Consider the following 14532-nt stretch of genomic DNA (forward strand, 5'->3'; position numbering starts at 1 on the left):
CGCGCCGAGGCGGCTCAGACCTTCACCCGCTCTGACTTGGGGTCGTAGAAGGGCCGCAGGCTGACCTCTGCCGCCACGCGACGGCCCGCGATGTCGACCTCATAACGGCTGCCCAGCACCTCTTCGACCGACTGGCCGGCGCAGGGCACATAGGCCATGCCCATGGCCGCCCCCAGGTGGTGCCCATAGGCGCCCGAGGTCAGATGCGACACCACCTGCCCATCGCGCAACAGCGGCTCGGCGTGGTAGAGAAGCAGCTCTGGCTCGGTCAGCTTCAGCTGCACCAGCCGCATCGCCAGCCCCGCCTCGCGCTTGCGCAGCACCGCGTCGCGGCCGATGAAATCGGGCTTGTCGGTCTTCACCGCGAAGCCCAGCCCCGCCTCCAGCACATGATCCTCGCAGGTGATGTCATGGCCGAAGTGGCGAAACCCCTTCTCGATCCGCAGGGTGTCCATGGCGTGAAGCCCGACCAGCCGGGCGCCCTGTTCCAGACCCGCGCGGTGCAGCTCCTCGAAGACATGGGCGGCCATGTCGGTGGAGACGTAGATCTCCCACCCCAGCTCGCCCACGTAGGTGACTCGGTGCGCCCGGGCCAGGGCCATGCCGATCTCGATCTCGCGCGCGGTGCCGAAGGGGTGCGCGGCGTTGGAGAAGTCGTCAGGCGACACGGCCTGTAGCAGCGCCCGCGCCTGGGGCCCCATGACGGCGATGACGGCCTCGGCGGCGGTCATGTCGGTCAGGGTCACGCGGGCCGTACCCAGATGGCGGCGCAGATGCGCCATGTCGGCGGGTAGTGTGGCGGCGGGTGTGACCACCAGATAGGCGGTTTCGGACAGGCGAGTGACCGTCACATCGGCCTCGATCCCTCCGCGCGTGTTCAGGAACTGGGTATAGACGATCTTGCCCGGCGCCACGTCCATCTGCCCCCCCGCCACGCGATTGAGGAAGGCGCAGGCATCCGCCCCCTCGACCCGGATCTTGCCGAAGGAGGTCATGTCGTAGATCCCCACCCCCTCGCGCACCGCGCGGTGCTCAGTGGCGACATTGTCGAACCAGCCGGGGCGCTGCCAGGAATAGTCGTAGGCCGCCGTCTGATCGGGCCTTGCGTACCAGTTGGCGCGTTCCCAACCCGCCAGCTCGCCAAAGACCGCGCCTTCGGCCTTCAGATGCCCATGCAGCGGCGAGCGGCGGATACCCCGCGCCGTGGCTTTCTGGCGGAAGGGGAAGTGGTCGGCGTAAAGCAGGCCCAGGGTTTCCTTGGCGCGGTCTACCAGATAGCTGCGGTTGCCCTGAAAGGGCTGCATCCGCGCGATGTCCACATCGCCCAGATCGAAGGGTTTCTCGCCCGCCTCCATCCATTCCGACAGGGCCTTGCCCGCGCCGCCGGCCGACTGGATCCCGATGGAGTTGAACCCGGCCGCGACCCAGACATTATCCATCTCGGGCGCCTGGCCCAGGTGGTAGGCGTCATCGGGGGTAAAGCTTTCAGGCCCGTTGAAGAAGGTGTGGATCCCCGCCTCTGCCAGCATCGGCACCCGCTGCACGGCGGCCTCCAGGATCGGCTCGAAGTGCTCGAAATCCTCGGGCAGCTGGTCAAACTCGAAACTGTCGGGGATGCCCGCCATGCCCCAGGGTTTCGCCACCGGCTCGAACGCGCCCAGAAGGATCTTGCCCGCGTCCTCTTTGTAATAGGCGCATTCGTCGGGCACCCGCAGGGTGGGCAGCCGGTCAAGGCCGGGGATATCCTCGGTCACCAGGTAGAAATGCTCGCAGGCTTGCAGGGGGACGTTGGTGCCCAGCATCCGGCCCACCTCGCGGCCCCACATGCCGGCACAGTTGACGACATGCTCGCAGGTCGTGCTACCCGTGGCGCCCTCTTCGGTGGTCCACTCCACGCCGGTCACACGGCGGCCCGCGCGGGCGACGCCGGTGACCTTCACCCGTTCCAGCACCTGGGTGCCGCGCATCTTTGCGCCCTTGGCCAGGGCCAGGGCGATGTTCGCCGGATCCCCCTGCCCGTCCTTCGGCAGCCAGACGCCCGCCTTGACGTCGCCCACCTCCACATGCGGATAGCGCGCCCGGACGTCCTCCGGCCCGATCTCCTCGGCCTCGACGCCGAAGGCGCGGGCCATGGCGGCCTGGCGCAGGATCTCCTCGCGCCGCGATTCGGTCAGGGCCACGGTGATGGACCCGTTGCGGCGGAACCCGGTAGCGACGCCCGTCTCGGCCTCCAGCTCGCCGTAGAGCTCCTGCGAATATTTCGCCAGCCGGGTCATGTTCTTCGACGAGCGCAACTGCGCGATCAGCCCCGCCGCGTGCCAGGTGGTGCCCGAGGTCAGTTGCTTACGCTCCAGCAGGACCACGTCGCGCCAGCCCAGCTGGGTCAGGTGATAAGCCACGGAACAGCCGATGACGCCGCCACCGATGATGACGACGCGGGCGGAAGACGGGGGGAGAGACATGGGAGGCGATCCTTCGGAACGGGAGATCAGGGGGCGGCGGGGGCCGCCTAGTAGACCGGGGGCGAGATGACCCAGACGGCCACGGCGGGCGCGTCATAGGGATTGGCCCAGCGGAAGGTCTGCTTGCGGATGCGGAAACTGTCGCCTTCGGTGATGGTGAAGGCCTCGTCGTTCAGCCAGATGTCGAGGCGCCCGGAGACCAGATAGGCCACCTCCTGCGTCGGGCGGCGGATCAGTTCGTCGCCAGTCTTGTGCGGCTGGAACAGCGAATGGATGACCTCGAAACTGTCGGTGAGATCGGGCGAGATCAGCTCCTCCACCAGCCCCTGTTCCGGGTCGCCCATCTTGCGCCGGGCACCGGCGCGCACGATGCGGCCCCGCTCCGCCTCGGGCGCATCGGCGGAACCGAAAAGCAGCGACAGCGGCACCTCGAAGATATCGGCCAGCTTGCGCAGGTCGGACATGCGGGGGGTCGACAGGTCACGTTCCACCTGGCTGAGCCAGCCGACAGAACGGCCGACGCGAAAGGCCAGCTCTTCCAGCGTCAGACCACGCGCGGTGCGCAGGGCGCGAATGTCCTGTCCAAGGGTGTCGGGGCGGGTCATGGAGGCCTCGGAATGAAAAATTCATTCAATTCTTCACTTCAGACCCGTGAAGAAATCAATGAAATTTTCACTTCCCAACGCGCACAGTCTGAAATTTCCCCTCCCGAGGGGAAATTCCGCAGCTCGTGATGCATGGAATTTCAGCGCTCAGACAGCTCGGCGATGGCGCGGCCGATCAGCTCGACCCCCTGCGGGATGCGGTTGGTCGCGATGGAGGAATAGGCCAGCCGGTAGAACTGCTGATTCTGCTCCTCCGGCTTGAAGAAGGCCTGTCCCGGTTCGATCACCACGGAATCCTCGCGCAGGCGCATCGCCAGGTCGGTGGTGCTGACATGGGCAGGCGCGCGCAGCCAGAAGGAAGACCCGCCGGTCAGCCCCGGGGTGGCCAGGTCCAACCCCACGTCCTCGATGGCCTTTTCCATCACCGCGCGGCGGCGGCTGAAGGCATCGCCCATGCGCGCCAGTTGCGCATCGAAATGGCCCAGCGACAGGAAATAGGCCATGGTCCGCTGCACATGGCCCGGCGGGTGGCGCATGATGTAGGCGCGCATCGACCGGGCCTGCCGGATGAAGGGTTCGGGCGCCACCATGTAGCCCATGCGCAACCCGGGAAAGAGCGTCTTGGAGAACGACCCGATATAGATCACATGCCCCGTCCGGTCCTGCGCCTTCAGCGCCGGGGTGGGCGCGCGCAAGGACGGCAGCTCGAACTCGTAGTCATCCTCGACCACGACGAAGTTCTCCTCCCGCGCGCGGGTCAGCAGGTCGCGGCGGCGAGCCTGGGGCATGGTGACATTGGTCGGGCAATGGTGGCTGGCGGTGGTGAAGACTGCGTCGATGCCGCGGGGGATGTCCTCGGGCGGCAGGCCGTCCTCGTCGATGTCGACGAAATGCGTCCGGCAGCGCGACTGGCGCAACAGGTCGCGCAGACCCGCATAGCCCGGGTTCTCCATCGCCGCCGTGCGCTCTGACGACAGCAGCAGCTGGGTGGCGATCCACAGGGCGTTCTGCGCGCCCATGGTCAGCAGGATCTCCTGCGGTTGGGCGGAGATGCCGCGCCGCGGCAGCAACTGGCGCCGCAGGTATTCGATCAGCACTGGGTCGTCGCGTTCGTAGTAGTCGGTGGTCAGCGCCTCGAAATCCTTCCGCCCCAGGGCGTTGATCGCGCAGAGCCGCCAGTTCTGATGATCGAAGAGGCGCGGATCGCTTTGGCCGTAGATGAAGGGAAAGTGATAGCTGCGCCAGTCCGGCGGGCGCACCAGCTCCGAGGGCGGGCGCTGTGGGTTGGCGATGGCCGCCTGCCAGTCCATCGCGCCGTCGGGGTCGGCGGCGGGCGCGGTGAACTGCGGCCGCCGCGGCGCGGTGTCGGCGACGAAATAGCCCGAGCGGTCGCGCGAGACGAGGAAACCGTTGGCCACCAGCTCGTTATAGGCCAGCGAGACGGTGATCCGCGCCACCTTCAGATGCCTGGCGAAGGCCCGGGTGGAGGGCATCTTCTCCCCCGGCTGGAACCGGCCCGACAGGATGCTGTCGGCCACCAGTTGCTGGATCTGCTGTTGCAGGGTCCGTTCGCTCTCGGGGTCGAGGAAAAGGGTTTCGGTGGGGATCGCCATGCTGTGCCTTCGTTTCTCCCGACCCTAGGCGCAAAGCCCGGGGACGGGGAAGCCTCAGCCGGCCACGGCGGTCAGCGCCTCATCCAGGGTGCCGGTGATCTGGTCGATCTCCGCCTCGGTGGCGATCAGCGCGGGCGCCAGGCAAAGCGTATTGTTCATCCCCGGCAGGGCGCGGGCGGTCTTGCCAATGATCAGGCCGCGCGCGCGGGCCTCGGCCACCACCTGCTGCACCGCGGCCTCTGCCAAGGGCGCGCGGCTGGCGCGATCGGCCACCAGTTCGACGCCGCAGAGCAGACCCTTGCCGCGCACCTCGCCGATGACCGCGTGGCGGTCTGCCAGGTCCCGCAGGTTCGCCATCAGCCGCGCGCCCATGGCGCGGGTGTTGGCCAACAGCCCCTCGTCCTCGATGATCCGCATGTTTTCCAGCGCCGCCGCCGGCCCACCGGTGCAGCCCGCGTAGGTGGAGATGTCGCGGAAATGGCTCATCTCGTCTTCGGGCGCTTCCTTGAAGGTATCGAAAACCTCCTCGGTGGTCACCAGGCAGGCGATGGCGGCATAGCCCGAGGCCACGCCCTTGGCCATGGTGACGAAATCGGGGCGCAGCCCGTAGTGCTGATAGCCGAACCAGTCGCCGGTGCGACCCAGCCCGCAGACGACCTCATCCAGATGCAACAGGATGTCGTATTTCGCGCAAATCTCCTGCACCCGGGGCCAGTAGGTTTCGGGCGGCACGATCACCCCGCCGCCCGCCGTGATCGGCTCCAGGCACAGGGCGCCCACGGTATCGGGGCCCTCGCGCAGGATGACCTCTTCGATGGCATCGGCGGCGGCCAGGCCGTAGTCCTGCGCGTCCGGGTACTGGCCGCGATAGGCCAGGCAATGGGGCACCTCGACGAAGCCGGGCGTGAAGGGGCCGTAGTCGCGCACCCGCTCCGCCTGGCCGCAGGCCGCCAGGGCTGTGACGGAAGAGCCGTGGTAGTCGCGCTGACGATAGAGGATCTTCGACTTGCGCCCGCCGTGCCGCAGGGCGGCGATCTGGCGGACCATCTTCCAGGCCTTCTCGTTCACCTCAGTCCCCGAGCTGCCGTAGTAGACCCGGGACATCCCCGGCATCTTCTCGATCAGTTTTTCGGCAAAACGTGCCCCCGGCACCGATCCGGTGGTCTGGGCAAAGAAGTTCATCTCGACCAGCGCCTCCTTCACCGCCTCGGCGATCGAGAGCCGCCCGTAGCCCACGTTCACCGTCCAGACCCCGCCCGAGACCGCATCCAGAAACTCCGCCCCGTCGGCATCCCAGACGCGCATCCCCCGCCCCTTCACCAGAAGGCCCGGATCGCTTGTTTCAAAGGGTTTGTGCTGGGTCAGGTGATGCCAGACATGGGCACGGTCGGCGCGCACGGCGTCACTGAAACGGGTCCGGGGCTGGTCGAGGGTCATGGCGGTTTCCTTTGGCCGGGAGGGGAGATTTCTGCGGCGCGGCGAGGCCGGTGCCCAAATGAAATGCACGGAAAACGACCGCCCGTTAGAGCCAGATGCGCGGTTGCAATGATTCCAGTTGAGGTCGAAGATTGTCAGCGGGAGGCACGCTCGTAACGCTCTCCCCGATAGACCGGCCGACCGCCCGCACCGGGCCCAGACAAGGCCGGAGATCGCAGCAACATGGAGATGGACCAGATGAAACGAACCAAACTTCTGTCGGGGGCCGCGGTCCTTGGCGCGCTGATGTCGGCCAACGCGGCCTTCGCGCAGGAAGAGATCACCGTGGGCTACTTCCTCGAATGGCCGATGCCGTTCGAGTACGCCAAGGCCACCGGCATGTACGAAGAGGCGCTCGGCATGACCGTCAACTGGGTGTCCTTCGACGCCGGCACCGCCATGTCGGCGGCCATGGCCTCGGGCGATGTGCAGATCTCGGTCAGCCAGGGCGTGCCGCCCTTCGTCGTCGCCGCCTCCGCCGGGCAGAACCTGGTCGCCGCAGACGTGGCCGTCTCCTACGCCGAGAACGACAACTGCGTCGTGGCCGAGATGCTGGAGATCGACAAGGACAGCGCGATGGAGCTGGAAGGCAAGAAGGTCGGCGTGCCGATCGGCACCGCCGCCCACTACGGCTTCCTCAAGCAGATGGACCACTTCGGCGTCGACATCACCACCATGGACATCGTCGACATGGCCCCCGCCGATGGCGCCGCGGCCTTCGCACAAGGCTCGCTCGACATGGTTTGTGGCTGGGGCGGTGCCCTGCGCCGCATGAAGGAGCATGGCAACGTCCTGCTGACCGGCGCCGAGAAGGAAGAGCTGGGCATCCTGGTCTTCGACGTGACCTCGACCACCGCCGATTTCGCCGCCGAATCCGGTGACGTGCTGACCCAGTTCCTCGCCGTCACCGCCGAAGCCAACGCCATGTGGGCCTCGGGCGAGCACACCGAGGAGATGCTGCCGGTCATCGCCCAGGACGCCGGCATGGACGAAGATGCCACCGCCGAAACGCTGGCCACCTTCGAGTTCCCCACCGTCGAGGATCAGCTGACCGAGAAGTGGCTGGGCGGCGGCATCCAGGAGTTCATGCTGGGCGTGGCCCAGGTGTTCAAGGATGCCGGTTCCATCCCCAGCTCGCTGGACAGCTACGAAGGCAACGTCGACACCAGCTTCCTCGAAGCCGCCAACGAGATGTAAGCGGCGGTCCCGCGGGACCGGACCGGGGGCGCCAGAGGCGCGCCCCCGGCTTCCAGATAATCATAACAAACGCATAGGGGACGGTGCCGGCCATGGGAGATGGGCTACACATTGAAAAGCTGTCGATGCGGTTCGACCTGCCGAACGGGTCCAGCGTCCAGGCGCTGAAGAACGTATCGCTTGATATCAAGGCGGGGGAGATGGTGTCGGTGCTGGGCCCGTCGGGCTGCGGCAAGACCACCCTGCTGAACATCTGTGCGGGGTTCCTGGCGCAGACCGAGGGCAAGGTGCGGATGAACGGCCACGAGGTCGCCGGCCCCGGCCCGGAACGCGGCATGGTGTTCCAGAAAGGCGCCCTGTTCGAATGGATGTCGGTGCGCAAGAACGTGGAATTCGGCCCCCGGATGAAGGGCATGCCCAAGGCCGAACGCGACGCCATCACCGATCACCTGCTGGGAATCGTCGGCCTGCAGGATTTCAAGGAAAAGGCCGTCTACGAGTTGTCGGGCGGCATGCAACAGCGCGTCGCCCTGGCGCGCTGCCTGGCCAACGAGCCGGACGTTATCCTGATGGATGAACCGCTGGGCGCGCTGGATGCGCTGACCCGCGAGAAGATGCAGGGCCTGGTGCTGAAACTGTGGAAGGAGACCGGCAAGACGGTGATCCTGATCACCCACTCGGTCGAGGAGGCACTTCTGCTGGGCGAGCGGCTGATCGTCATGGCCCCGCGCCCCGGGCGCATCCACAAGGAATACCGCCTGCCCTTCGCCGAACGCGGCGTGAATGCCGACCTGCGGCAGGTGAAGAAAAGCGAGGGCTTTGCCGAGACGCGGGATGAGATCCTGTCGATGATCTGGGAGATGGAAGAGGAAATCATGGGCAGATCGGAGAGCGCGGCATGACCGGTTGGATCGTTCTTCTTGCCTATATCGCGCTGTTTACCGCCGGGTATTTCATCGTCCTCCTGGCCAAGTGGCTGGGCCGTCCGAACCGTGATTTCACCTCGCTGAAAACCGTCACCTTCGGCGATGAAAGCGCGATCCGGCCCGACCGGGCGGCGTCCTTCCTGTCGGTTCTGGTGGTCTTCCTGATCTGGGGCGCCTTCACCGGCTCGAACTGGGTGCCCTTCCACGTGCCCGGCCCCTTCGTGGGCGACGCGCAATTCACCTACACCGCCGAAAACGCCGCCGGTGACAGCGATGACGGCACCGTCACCGTGCGGGTCCATCCGGTGGGCGAGGATGCCGAGGACCCGGAGGTCGATCCCGGCACGGGCTTTGCGCTTAATGACGTGGACACCGTGGGCGCCTGGCGCTCCACCCTGATCCGCGCCACCTCGAACGACGAGGGCGAGGATCTGACCGTGACGGCCGTGGACGGCCAGCCGATCGCGCCGGGCGAGACGGTGAAGGTGGCCGACGGCGAGGTGACGATGACGCCCAAGGGCTCGCTGAACTTCCAGCCCGCCAAGGGCCTGCAGATGGAGCCGATCTGGATGCCGCCGCCCGAGGACGTGCTGCACCGCTTCATCGAGATCGCGACCGAAGGCTACCAGAACTTCACCCTGTGGCAGCACCTGGGGTCGTCGCTGATGCGGGTGCTGGCGGGCTTCTTCCTGGGCTCCCTGGTGGGGATCCCGCTGGGCTATGCCATGGGGCTGTCGGGCTGGTTCCGAGGCTGGTTCGACCCGATCGTCGAATTCATGCGCCCCGTGCCGCCGCTGGCGCTGATCCCGCTGGTCATCATCTGGTTCGGCATCTGGGAGACGGGCAAGATCGTCCTGCTGTTCCTGGCCGCGCTCTGGGTCATGACCATCGCGGCGCGCGCCGGCGTGTCGGGCGTCGCCATCTCGAAGGTGCACGCGGCCTATTCGCTGGGTGCGTCGAAGCGGCAGGTGCTGATGCACGTGATCCTGCCCAACTCCCTGCCGGAGATCTTCACCGGCGCGCGGGTCGCCATGGGCGTCTGCTGGGGCACCGTGGTCGCCGCCGAACTGGTGGCGGCGCAGAAAGGCGCGGGCATGATGATCATCGCCGCGTCGAAGTTCCAGCTGACCGACATCGTCCTGATGGGGATCATCCTGATCGGCATCATCGGCTATGGCATCGACATCGCCATGCGCTTTGCCGAGCGGGTGCTGGTGCCCTGGAAGGGCAAGATCTGACGCCAGTCACGCAGACAGACAGCAAAAGGGCCCGGTCAACGCCGGGCCCTTTTCCGTTCAGGTCACGCGCGGCTCAGGCCGCGAGGTAGACCGACTTGATGTTCACGAACTCCTTCATGCCGAAGCCACCGTGTTCGCGGCCATAGCCCGAATCCTTCACGCCACCGAAGGGCATGTTCGGAATGGCGATGTTGAACCCGTTGACCGAGATCATGCCGGTGTCGAAATGCTTCGTCGCCAGCTCGCGCGCCCGCTTTTCGTCCTTGGAGAACAGGCCGCCGCCGAGGCCATAGCGGCTGTCGTTGGCGATGCGCATGGCGTCATCCTCGTCCTTGGCCTTGATGATCGAGGCGACGGGGCCGAACAGCTCATCGTCATAGGCGGGCTGACCGGGGGCCACGTCGACCAGCACTGTCGCGGGATACCAGGCGCCCTTGCCTTCGGGGATCTCGCCGCCCACCAGGACGCGGGCGCCCTTCTTGACGCTTTCCTGGACCTGCTCGTGCAGCTCGTCGCGCAGATCCACCTTGGACATCGGGCCAAGCTTGGTGTTCTCGTCGGTGGGATCACCGGCCTGGATCGCCTTCACCTTCTCGACGTAACGGTCGACGAAGGCGTCGTAGTTCTTCTCGGTCACCACGAACCGCTTGGCGTTCACGCAGGTCTGGCCGTTGTTGTAGATGCGGCCGGCCACGCAGGCCTCCACGGCCACGTCCAGGTCGGCATCGTCCAGCACCACGTAGGCATCGTTCGAGCCCAGCTCCAGCACCGATTTCTTCAGCTGCTCTGCCGCCTTGGCCGCGATCACCCGGCCGCCCTTGTCGCTGCCGGTCATGGTCACGCCGCGCACCAGCTTGTGGGCGATGATCTCATCCGAGGTATCGTGGTCGATGACCAGCACGGTGAACAGGTTCTTGGGCAGGCCCGCGCGTTCCATCACGTCGCGCAGCATCAGGCCGCTGCCGGTGCAGTTGGCGGCATGTTTCAGCAGGACGCCATTGCCGGCCATCAGGTTTGCCACGGCATAGCGCACGGCCTGGTAACAGGGGAAGTTCCAGGGCTGGATGCCGTAGATCACGCCGACGGGGGCATAGCTGACCACGCCAGTGCCGCCGGGAATGTCGCGTTCCTCATCCGCCAGCTCGGAGGGGCCGTTCTCGGCGGTGAAATCGCAGATCGACGCGCAGAGGTCGATCTCGTCCCGGCTGTCGCCGATCAGCTTGCCGACCTCGCGGGTCATCAGCTGAGCGAACTCTTCCTTGTTCTTTCGCAGTTCCTCACCGATGGCGCGGATCACCTTGGCGCGCTCCTCGGGGGCCTTCAGGCGCCAGGCATCAAAGGCGTCGTGACAGACCTCGACAGCCTCGAAGGCCTGGGTGCGGTCCATCAGCTCGTAGGAGCTGATCGGGCTTTCATCGACGGGGTTCACGGTCTGGATCTGGTTGGACATGGGGCCGTCCTTTCGTCCTTGAAGTGTTTCCCGATCAACGCCCCCTACCGCGCCCCGGTTCCGGCGTCGCGACCTGACGCCGGGACACCGACGCCTTACCGCGCACCGGTGGCATCGTGATCCCCGGGCGCCACGATCGGGAGTTTTACCGGGCCGTTTTACGGGCTGAGGGACCTTGAGCGCGCAGAGCCAGCTCCTGCCCGGTCAGCATCCGCTGCGGCGTGACGAAGCGCCCCCACCCTCTTTTGGGTGCGAAATAGGTGCCGAAAAAAAACGCACGGCGGACGCGGCAGCGAAGCCCCTGAAAAACGGGCGCTTCCGCCCGGCTCCATCCCATGTCGTATCTCCCGAAGGCCGCTTTTGCGGAAACCATATATTGACAGTTTTTGCCGAAAGGCACACAAGATCGGGTAGCTATTCGGTTGTCCGGCCCTGTCGGACATCAAGAGGGAACCCGGTGCAAATCCGGGGCTGCCCCCGCAACTGTAAGCGGACAGCACGGCCGGACGCGCCACTGGGGGACAAGCCCCGGGAAGGTCGGCCACGCGTCTACCCGCGAGCCAGGAGACCTGCCGATAGCGACTTTGGATGAGCCGAACGGAGGGTTCGGGATACGTCTTTGCGGCGCAGGCCATCGGCCCGCGTGGCCTGACGTCTTCTGCCCTTCGCGACAAGAGATTGAGGATGCAGATGACCGTCACCGTCTACTCGAAGCCCGCCTGCGTGCAATGCACCGCTACCACCCGCGCCCTGGAGGCCAAGGGCATCGACTATGCTCTGGTCGACCTGACCGAGGACGCCGAGGCGATGACCCGCGTGACCGAGCTGGGCTACCGCCAGGCGCCTGTCGTCATCGCCGGTGACGACCACTGGTCCGGCTTCCGTCCCGACCTGATCGGCCGTCTGGTCTGATCGCCACCCGCTGACATCCAGGAGGGGCGGATCATGCCCGGTCTCGTCTATTTCAGCTCTGCTTCCGGCAACACGGCGCGGTTCATCGGCCAGCTCGGCCTGGCCGCCGCCCGCATCCCCGTGTCGCCCAAGGAGGCGCTGCCAGAGCTGCCGGACGACTACGTGCTGATCTGCCCCACTTATGCCGATGGCGAAGGCCGGGGAGCGGTGCCGAAACAGGTGATCCGTTTCCTAAACGCGCCGGAACACCGCGCCCGCCTGCGCGGCGTCATCGCCACCGGCAACCGTAATTTCGGCCGTTTCTACGGGATGGCCGGTGACGTGATCGCGGCCAAGTGCAACGTGCCGCTGATGTACAAGTTCGAACTGGCCGGGACCACGGCCGACCTGGCCCGGGTTCGTGAGGGGCTGAGCAAGTTCTGGGGGACCGAATGCTTGATGACCGCGTGAGCGAAACGCTCGACTACCATGCGCTGAACGCGATGCTGAACCTCTACGATGCAGAGGGCAACATCCGCTTCGACGCCGACCGCAAGGCCGCGCGGCAGTACTTCCTGCAGCACGTGAACCAGAACACCGTCTTCTTCCACTCGCTGGACGAGAAGCTGGGCTACCTGGTCGATGAAGGCTATTACGAGCGCGAAGTGCTGGAGGCCTACCCGGCCGACTTCCTGGCGAAGATCTGGGACGCCGCCTACAAGAAGAAGTTCCGCTTCCCCACCTTCCTCGGCGCCTTCAAGTACTACACCAGCTACACGCTGAAGACCCGCGACGGGAAACGCTACCTCGAACGCTACGAGGACCGCGTGGTGATGTGCGCCCTGGCGCTGGCACGCGGCGACGAGGCGCTGGCCATGTCCTTCATGGACGAGATCCTGTCGGGCCGCTTCCAGCCTGCCACGCCCACCTTCCTCAACGCCGGCAAGAAGAGCCGGGGTGAGCTGATCTCCTGCTTCCTGCTGCGGCTGGAAGACAACATGGAAAGCATCGGCCGCGGCATCAACTCGGCCCTGCAGCTGTCGAAGCGCGGTGGCGGCGTGGCCCTGATGCTGACCAACATCCGAGAGCATGGCGCGCCCATCAAGGGGATCGAGAACCAGTCCTCGGGCGTCATTCCGATCATGAAGCTCCTGGAGGACTCCTTCTCCTACGCCAACCAGCTGGGCGCCCGTCAGGGGGCCGGCGCGGTCTACCTGAACGCGCACCACCCCGACATCCTGCGTTTTCTCGACACCAAGCGGGAGAACGCGGATGAGAAGATCCGCATCAAGACGCTGTCCCTGGGCGTGGTGATCCCCGACATCACCTTCGAGCTGGCGAAGCGCAACGAGCCGATGTACCTCTTCTCGCCCCATGACGTCGAAAAGGTCTACGGCGTCCCCTACTCGGAAATCTCGGTCACCGAGAAATATGAGGAGATGGTCGAGGACAAGCGCATCCGCAAGAAGAAGATCAACGCGCGCGACTTCTTCCAGACTCTGGCGGAGATCCAGTTCGAGTCGGGCTATCCCTACATCATGTTCGAGGACACGGTGAACAAGGCGAACCCGATCGAGGGGCGCATCACCATGTCGAACCTCTGCTCGGAAATCCTGCAGGTGGCCGAGGCCTCCACCTTTCGCGAGGATCTGGGCTACGATCACCTGGGCACCGACATTTCCTGCAACCTCGGCTCGCTGAACATCGCCAAGACGATGGATGGTGGCGACCTGGGCCGCAGCGTCGGCACGGCGATCCGGGCGCTGACGGCGGTGTCGGAAATGTCCGCCATCGACAGCGTCCCCTCGATCCGCCGCGGCAATGACGAAAGCCACGCCATCGGCCTCGGCCAGATGAACCTGCACGGCTTCCTGGCGCGCGAGCACATCCACTACGGCAGCCCGGAAGGGATCGAGTTCACCTCGGCCTATTTCGCCGCCGTGGCCTATCACGCAATCCGCGCCTCCAACGCGCTGGCCCGCGAGAAGGGCGAAAGCTTCAAGGGCTTCGAAAACTCCGACTATGCCGACGGGTCGTTCTTCGAGAAATACGTCACCCGCGACTGGCTGCCCGAAAGCGAGACCGTGCGGGCGCTGTTCAAGCGTTTCGGCCACGAACTGCCCACCCGGGACGACTGGGCCGCGCTGCGCGAGGCGGTGATGAAGGACGGGCTCTACAACCGGAACCTGCAGGCGGTGCCGCCGACGGGCTCGATCTCCTACATCAACAATTCGACCTCCTCGATCCACCCGATCGTGTCGAAGATCGAGATCCGCAAGGAAGGCAAGATCGGCCGCGTCTACTACCCGGCCGCCTTCATGAACAACGAGAACCTGGAGTATTATCGCGACGCCTACGAGATTGGCCCGGAAAAGCTGATCGACACCTATGCCGCGGCCACGGAACACGTGGACCAGGGCCTGTCGCTGACGCTGTTCTTCCCCGCCGAGGCGACCACCCGCGACATCAACCGCGCCCAGATCTACGCCTGGAAGAAGGGCATCAAGACGATCTACTACGTCCGCCTGCGCCAGGCCGCGCTGGAAGGCACCGAGGTCGAGGGCTGCGTGAGCTGCACGCTCTGAGCCGGCGGGGCTCTGCCCCGCACCCCGGAGTATTTCAGGCTGTCGGATGAGCAGGGGCACCGCGCCCATTTCATCCGGCAGCAGAAAAT

General features: G+C 65.8%; 11 protein-coding genes and 1 riboswitch. Of the genes, 6 read left to right on the forward strand and 5 right to left on the reverse strand.

Going from position 1 to position 14532, the window contains the following annotated elements; all coding sequences use genetic code 11:
* Window positions 1-14: 14 nt before the first annotated feature.
* The 4 genes from LC066_RS11355 to LC066_RS11370 form a co-directional block, all read right to left on the reverse strand.
* On the reverse strand, window positions 15-2462 hold the full coding sequence (locus LC066_RS11355; protein ID WP_224898972.1) for a GcvT family protein: 2448 nt from the start codon (window positions 2460-2462) through the stop codon (window positions 15-17).
* A 47-nt stretch (window positions 2463-2509) separates the two neighbouring features.
* On the reverse strand, window positions 2510-3067 hold the full coding sequence (locus LC066_RS11360; protein WP_224898974.1) for a helix-turn-helix domain-containing protein: 558 nt from the start codon (window positions 3065-3067) through the stop codon (window positions 2510-2512).
* A gap of 140 nt (window positions 3068-3207) precedes the next feature.
* Complete coding sequence (locus LC066_RS11365) at window positions 3208-4680, reverse strand: PLP-dependent aminotransferase family protein (protein ID WP_224898977.1); 1473 nt, start codon at window positions 4678-4680, stop codon at window positions 3208-3210.
* A 54-nt stretch (window positions 4681-4734) separates the two neighbouring features.
* A complete protein-coding gene (locus LC066_RS11370; protein WP_224898980.1) occupies window positions 4735-6117 on the reverse strand; it encodes an aspartate aminotransferase family protein in 1383 nt (460 codons plus the stop codon).
* Between the two features lie 237 nt (window positions 6118-6354).
* Here LC066_RS11370 and LC066_RS11375 point away from each other — a divergent pair, with 237 nt between their 5' ends.
* The 3 genes from LC066_RS11375 to LC066_RS11385 all read left to right on the forward strand — a co-directional run bounded on the left by LC066_RS11375 (window position 6355) and on the right by LC066_RS11385 (window position 9517).
* The gene (locus tag LC066_RS11375) at window positions 6355-7353 is read left to right on the forward strand and encodes an ABC transporter substrate-binding protein (RefSeq protein ID WP_224898984.1); all 999 of its coding nucleotides are present in this window, start codon (window positions 6355-6357) and stop codon (window positions 7351-7353) included.
* A gap of 92 nt (window positions 7354-7445) precedes the next feature.
* Entirely contained in the window at window positions 7446-8255 is an 810-nt protein-coding gene (locus LC066_RS11380) for an ABC transporter ATP-binding protein (RefSeq protein ID WP_224898987.1), read from the forward strand.
* Window positions 8252-9517 (forward strand): ABC transporter permease subunit, encoded by a 1266-nt coding sequence (locus LC066_RS11385; protein ID WP_224898990.1) that lies wholly within the window; start codon window positions 8252-8254, stop codon window positions 9515-9517. The genes LC066_RS11380 and LC066_RS11385 overlap by 4 nt, the downstream gene beginning before the upstream one ends.
* 73 nt (window positions 9518-9590) lie before the next feature.
* Here LC066_RS11385 and LC066_RS11390 read toward each other — a convergent pair whose 3' ends face one another.
* The gene (locus LC066_RS11390; protein ID WP_224898993.1) at window positions 9591-10967 is read right to left on the reverse strand and encodes an NAD-dependent succinate-semialdehyde dehydrogenase; all 1377 of its coding nucleotides are present in this window, start codon (window positions 10965-10967) and stop codon (window positions 9591-9593) included.
* A 402-nt stretch (window positions 10968-11369) separates the two neighbouring features.
* Window positions 11370-11559: riboswitch (cobalamin riboswitch) on the forward strand.
* A gap of 98 nt (window positions 11560-11657) precedes the next feature.
* On the opposite strand from LC066_RS11390, the gene nrdH reads away from it, so the two are divergent.
* From nrdH to nrdE, 3 genes are read left to right on the forward strand one after another with little or no spacing between them, the layout of a single operon-like run.
* Window positions 11658-11879, forward strand: a complete 222-nt coding sequence (gene nrdH / locus LC066_RS11395) for a glutaredoxin-like protein NrdH (RefSeq protein WP_085886652.1) — start codon at window positions 11658-11660, stop codon at window positions 11877-11879.
* Between the two features lie 33 nt (window positions 11880-11912).
* The gene (gene nrdI / locus LC066_RS11400) at window positions 11913-12329 is read left to right on the forward strand and encodes a class Ib ribonucleoside-diphosphate reductase assembly flavoprotein NrdI (protein ID WP_224898996.1); all 417 of its coding nucleotides are present in this window, start codon (window positions 11913-11915) and stop codon (window positions 12327-12329) included.
* Window positions 12311-14443: a class 1b ribonucleoside-diphosphate reductase subunit alpha gene (gene nrdE / locus LC066_RS11405; protein WP_224899000.1), complete on the forward strand. Its 2133-nt coding sequence runs from the start codon at window positions 12311-12313 to the stop codon at window positions 14441-14443. The genes nrdI and nrdE overlap by 19 nt, the downstream gene beginning before the upstream one ends.
* Window positions 14444-14532: the final 89 nt, after the last annotated feature.

The organism is Pseudooceanicola marinus, assembly GCF_020177265.1.
Taxonomy (GTDB): domain Bacteria; phylum Pseudomonadota; class Alphaproteobacteria; order Rhodobacterales; family Rhodobacteraceae; genus Pseudooceanicola; species Pseudooceanicola marinus_A.

Coding starts and splice junctions, on each gene's coding strand:
- LC066_RS11385 (WP_224898990.1), top strand. CDS start 8,252: ATGACCGGTTGGATCGTTCTTCTTGCCTATATCGCGCTGTTTACCGCC.
- LC066_RS11375 (WP_224898984.1), top strand. CDS start 6,355: ATGAAACGAACCAAACTTCTGTCGGGGGCCGCGGTCCTTGGCGCGCTG.
- LC066_RS11365 (WP_224898977.1), bottom strand. CDS start 4,680: ATGGCGATCCCCACCGAAACCCTTTTCCTCGACCCCGAGAGCGAACGG.
- LC066_RS11360 (WP_224898974.1), bottom strand. CDS start 3,067: ATGACCCGCCCCGACACCCTTGGACAGGACATTCGCGCCCTGCGCACC.
- LC066_RS11380 (WP_224898987.1), top strand. CDS start 7,446: ATGGGAGATGGGCTACACATTGAAAAGCTGTCGATGCGGTTCGACCTG.
- nrdH (WP_085886652.1), top strand. CDS start 11,658: ATGACCGTCACCGTCTACTCGAAGCCCGCCTGCGTGCAATGCACCGCT.
- LC066_RS11370 (WP_224898980.1), bottom strand. CDS start 6,117: ATGACCCTCGACCAGCCCCGGACCCGTTTCAGTGACGCCGTGCGCGCC.
- nrdI (WP_224898996.1), top strand. CDS start 11,913: ATGCCCGGTCTCGTCTATTTCAGCTCTGCTTCCGGCAACACGGCGCGG.
- LC066_RS11390 (WP_224898993.1), bottom strand. CDS start 10,967: ATGTCCAACCAGATCCAGACCGTGAACCCCGTCGATGAAAGCCCGATC.
- LC066_RS11355 (WP_224898972.1), bottom strand. CDS start 2,462: ATGTCTCTCCCCCCGTCTTCCGCCCGCGTCGTCATCATCGGTGGCGGC.
- nrdE (WP_224899000.1), top strand. CDS start 12,311: ATGCTTGATGACCGCGTGAGCGAAACGCTCGACTACCATGCGCTGAAC.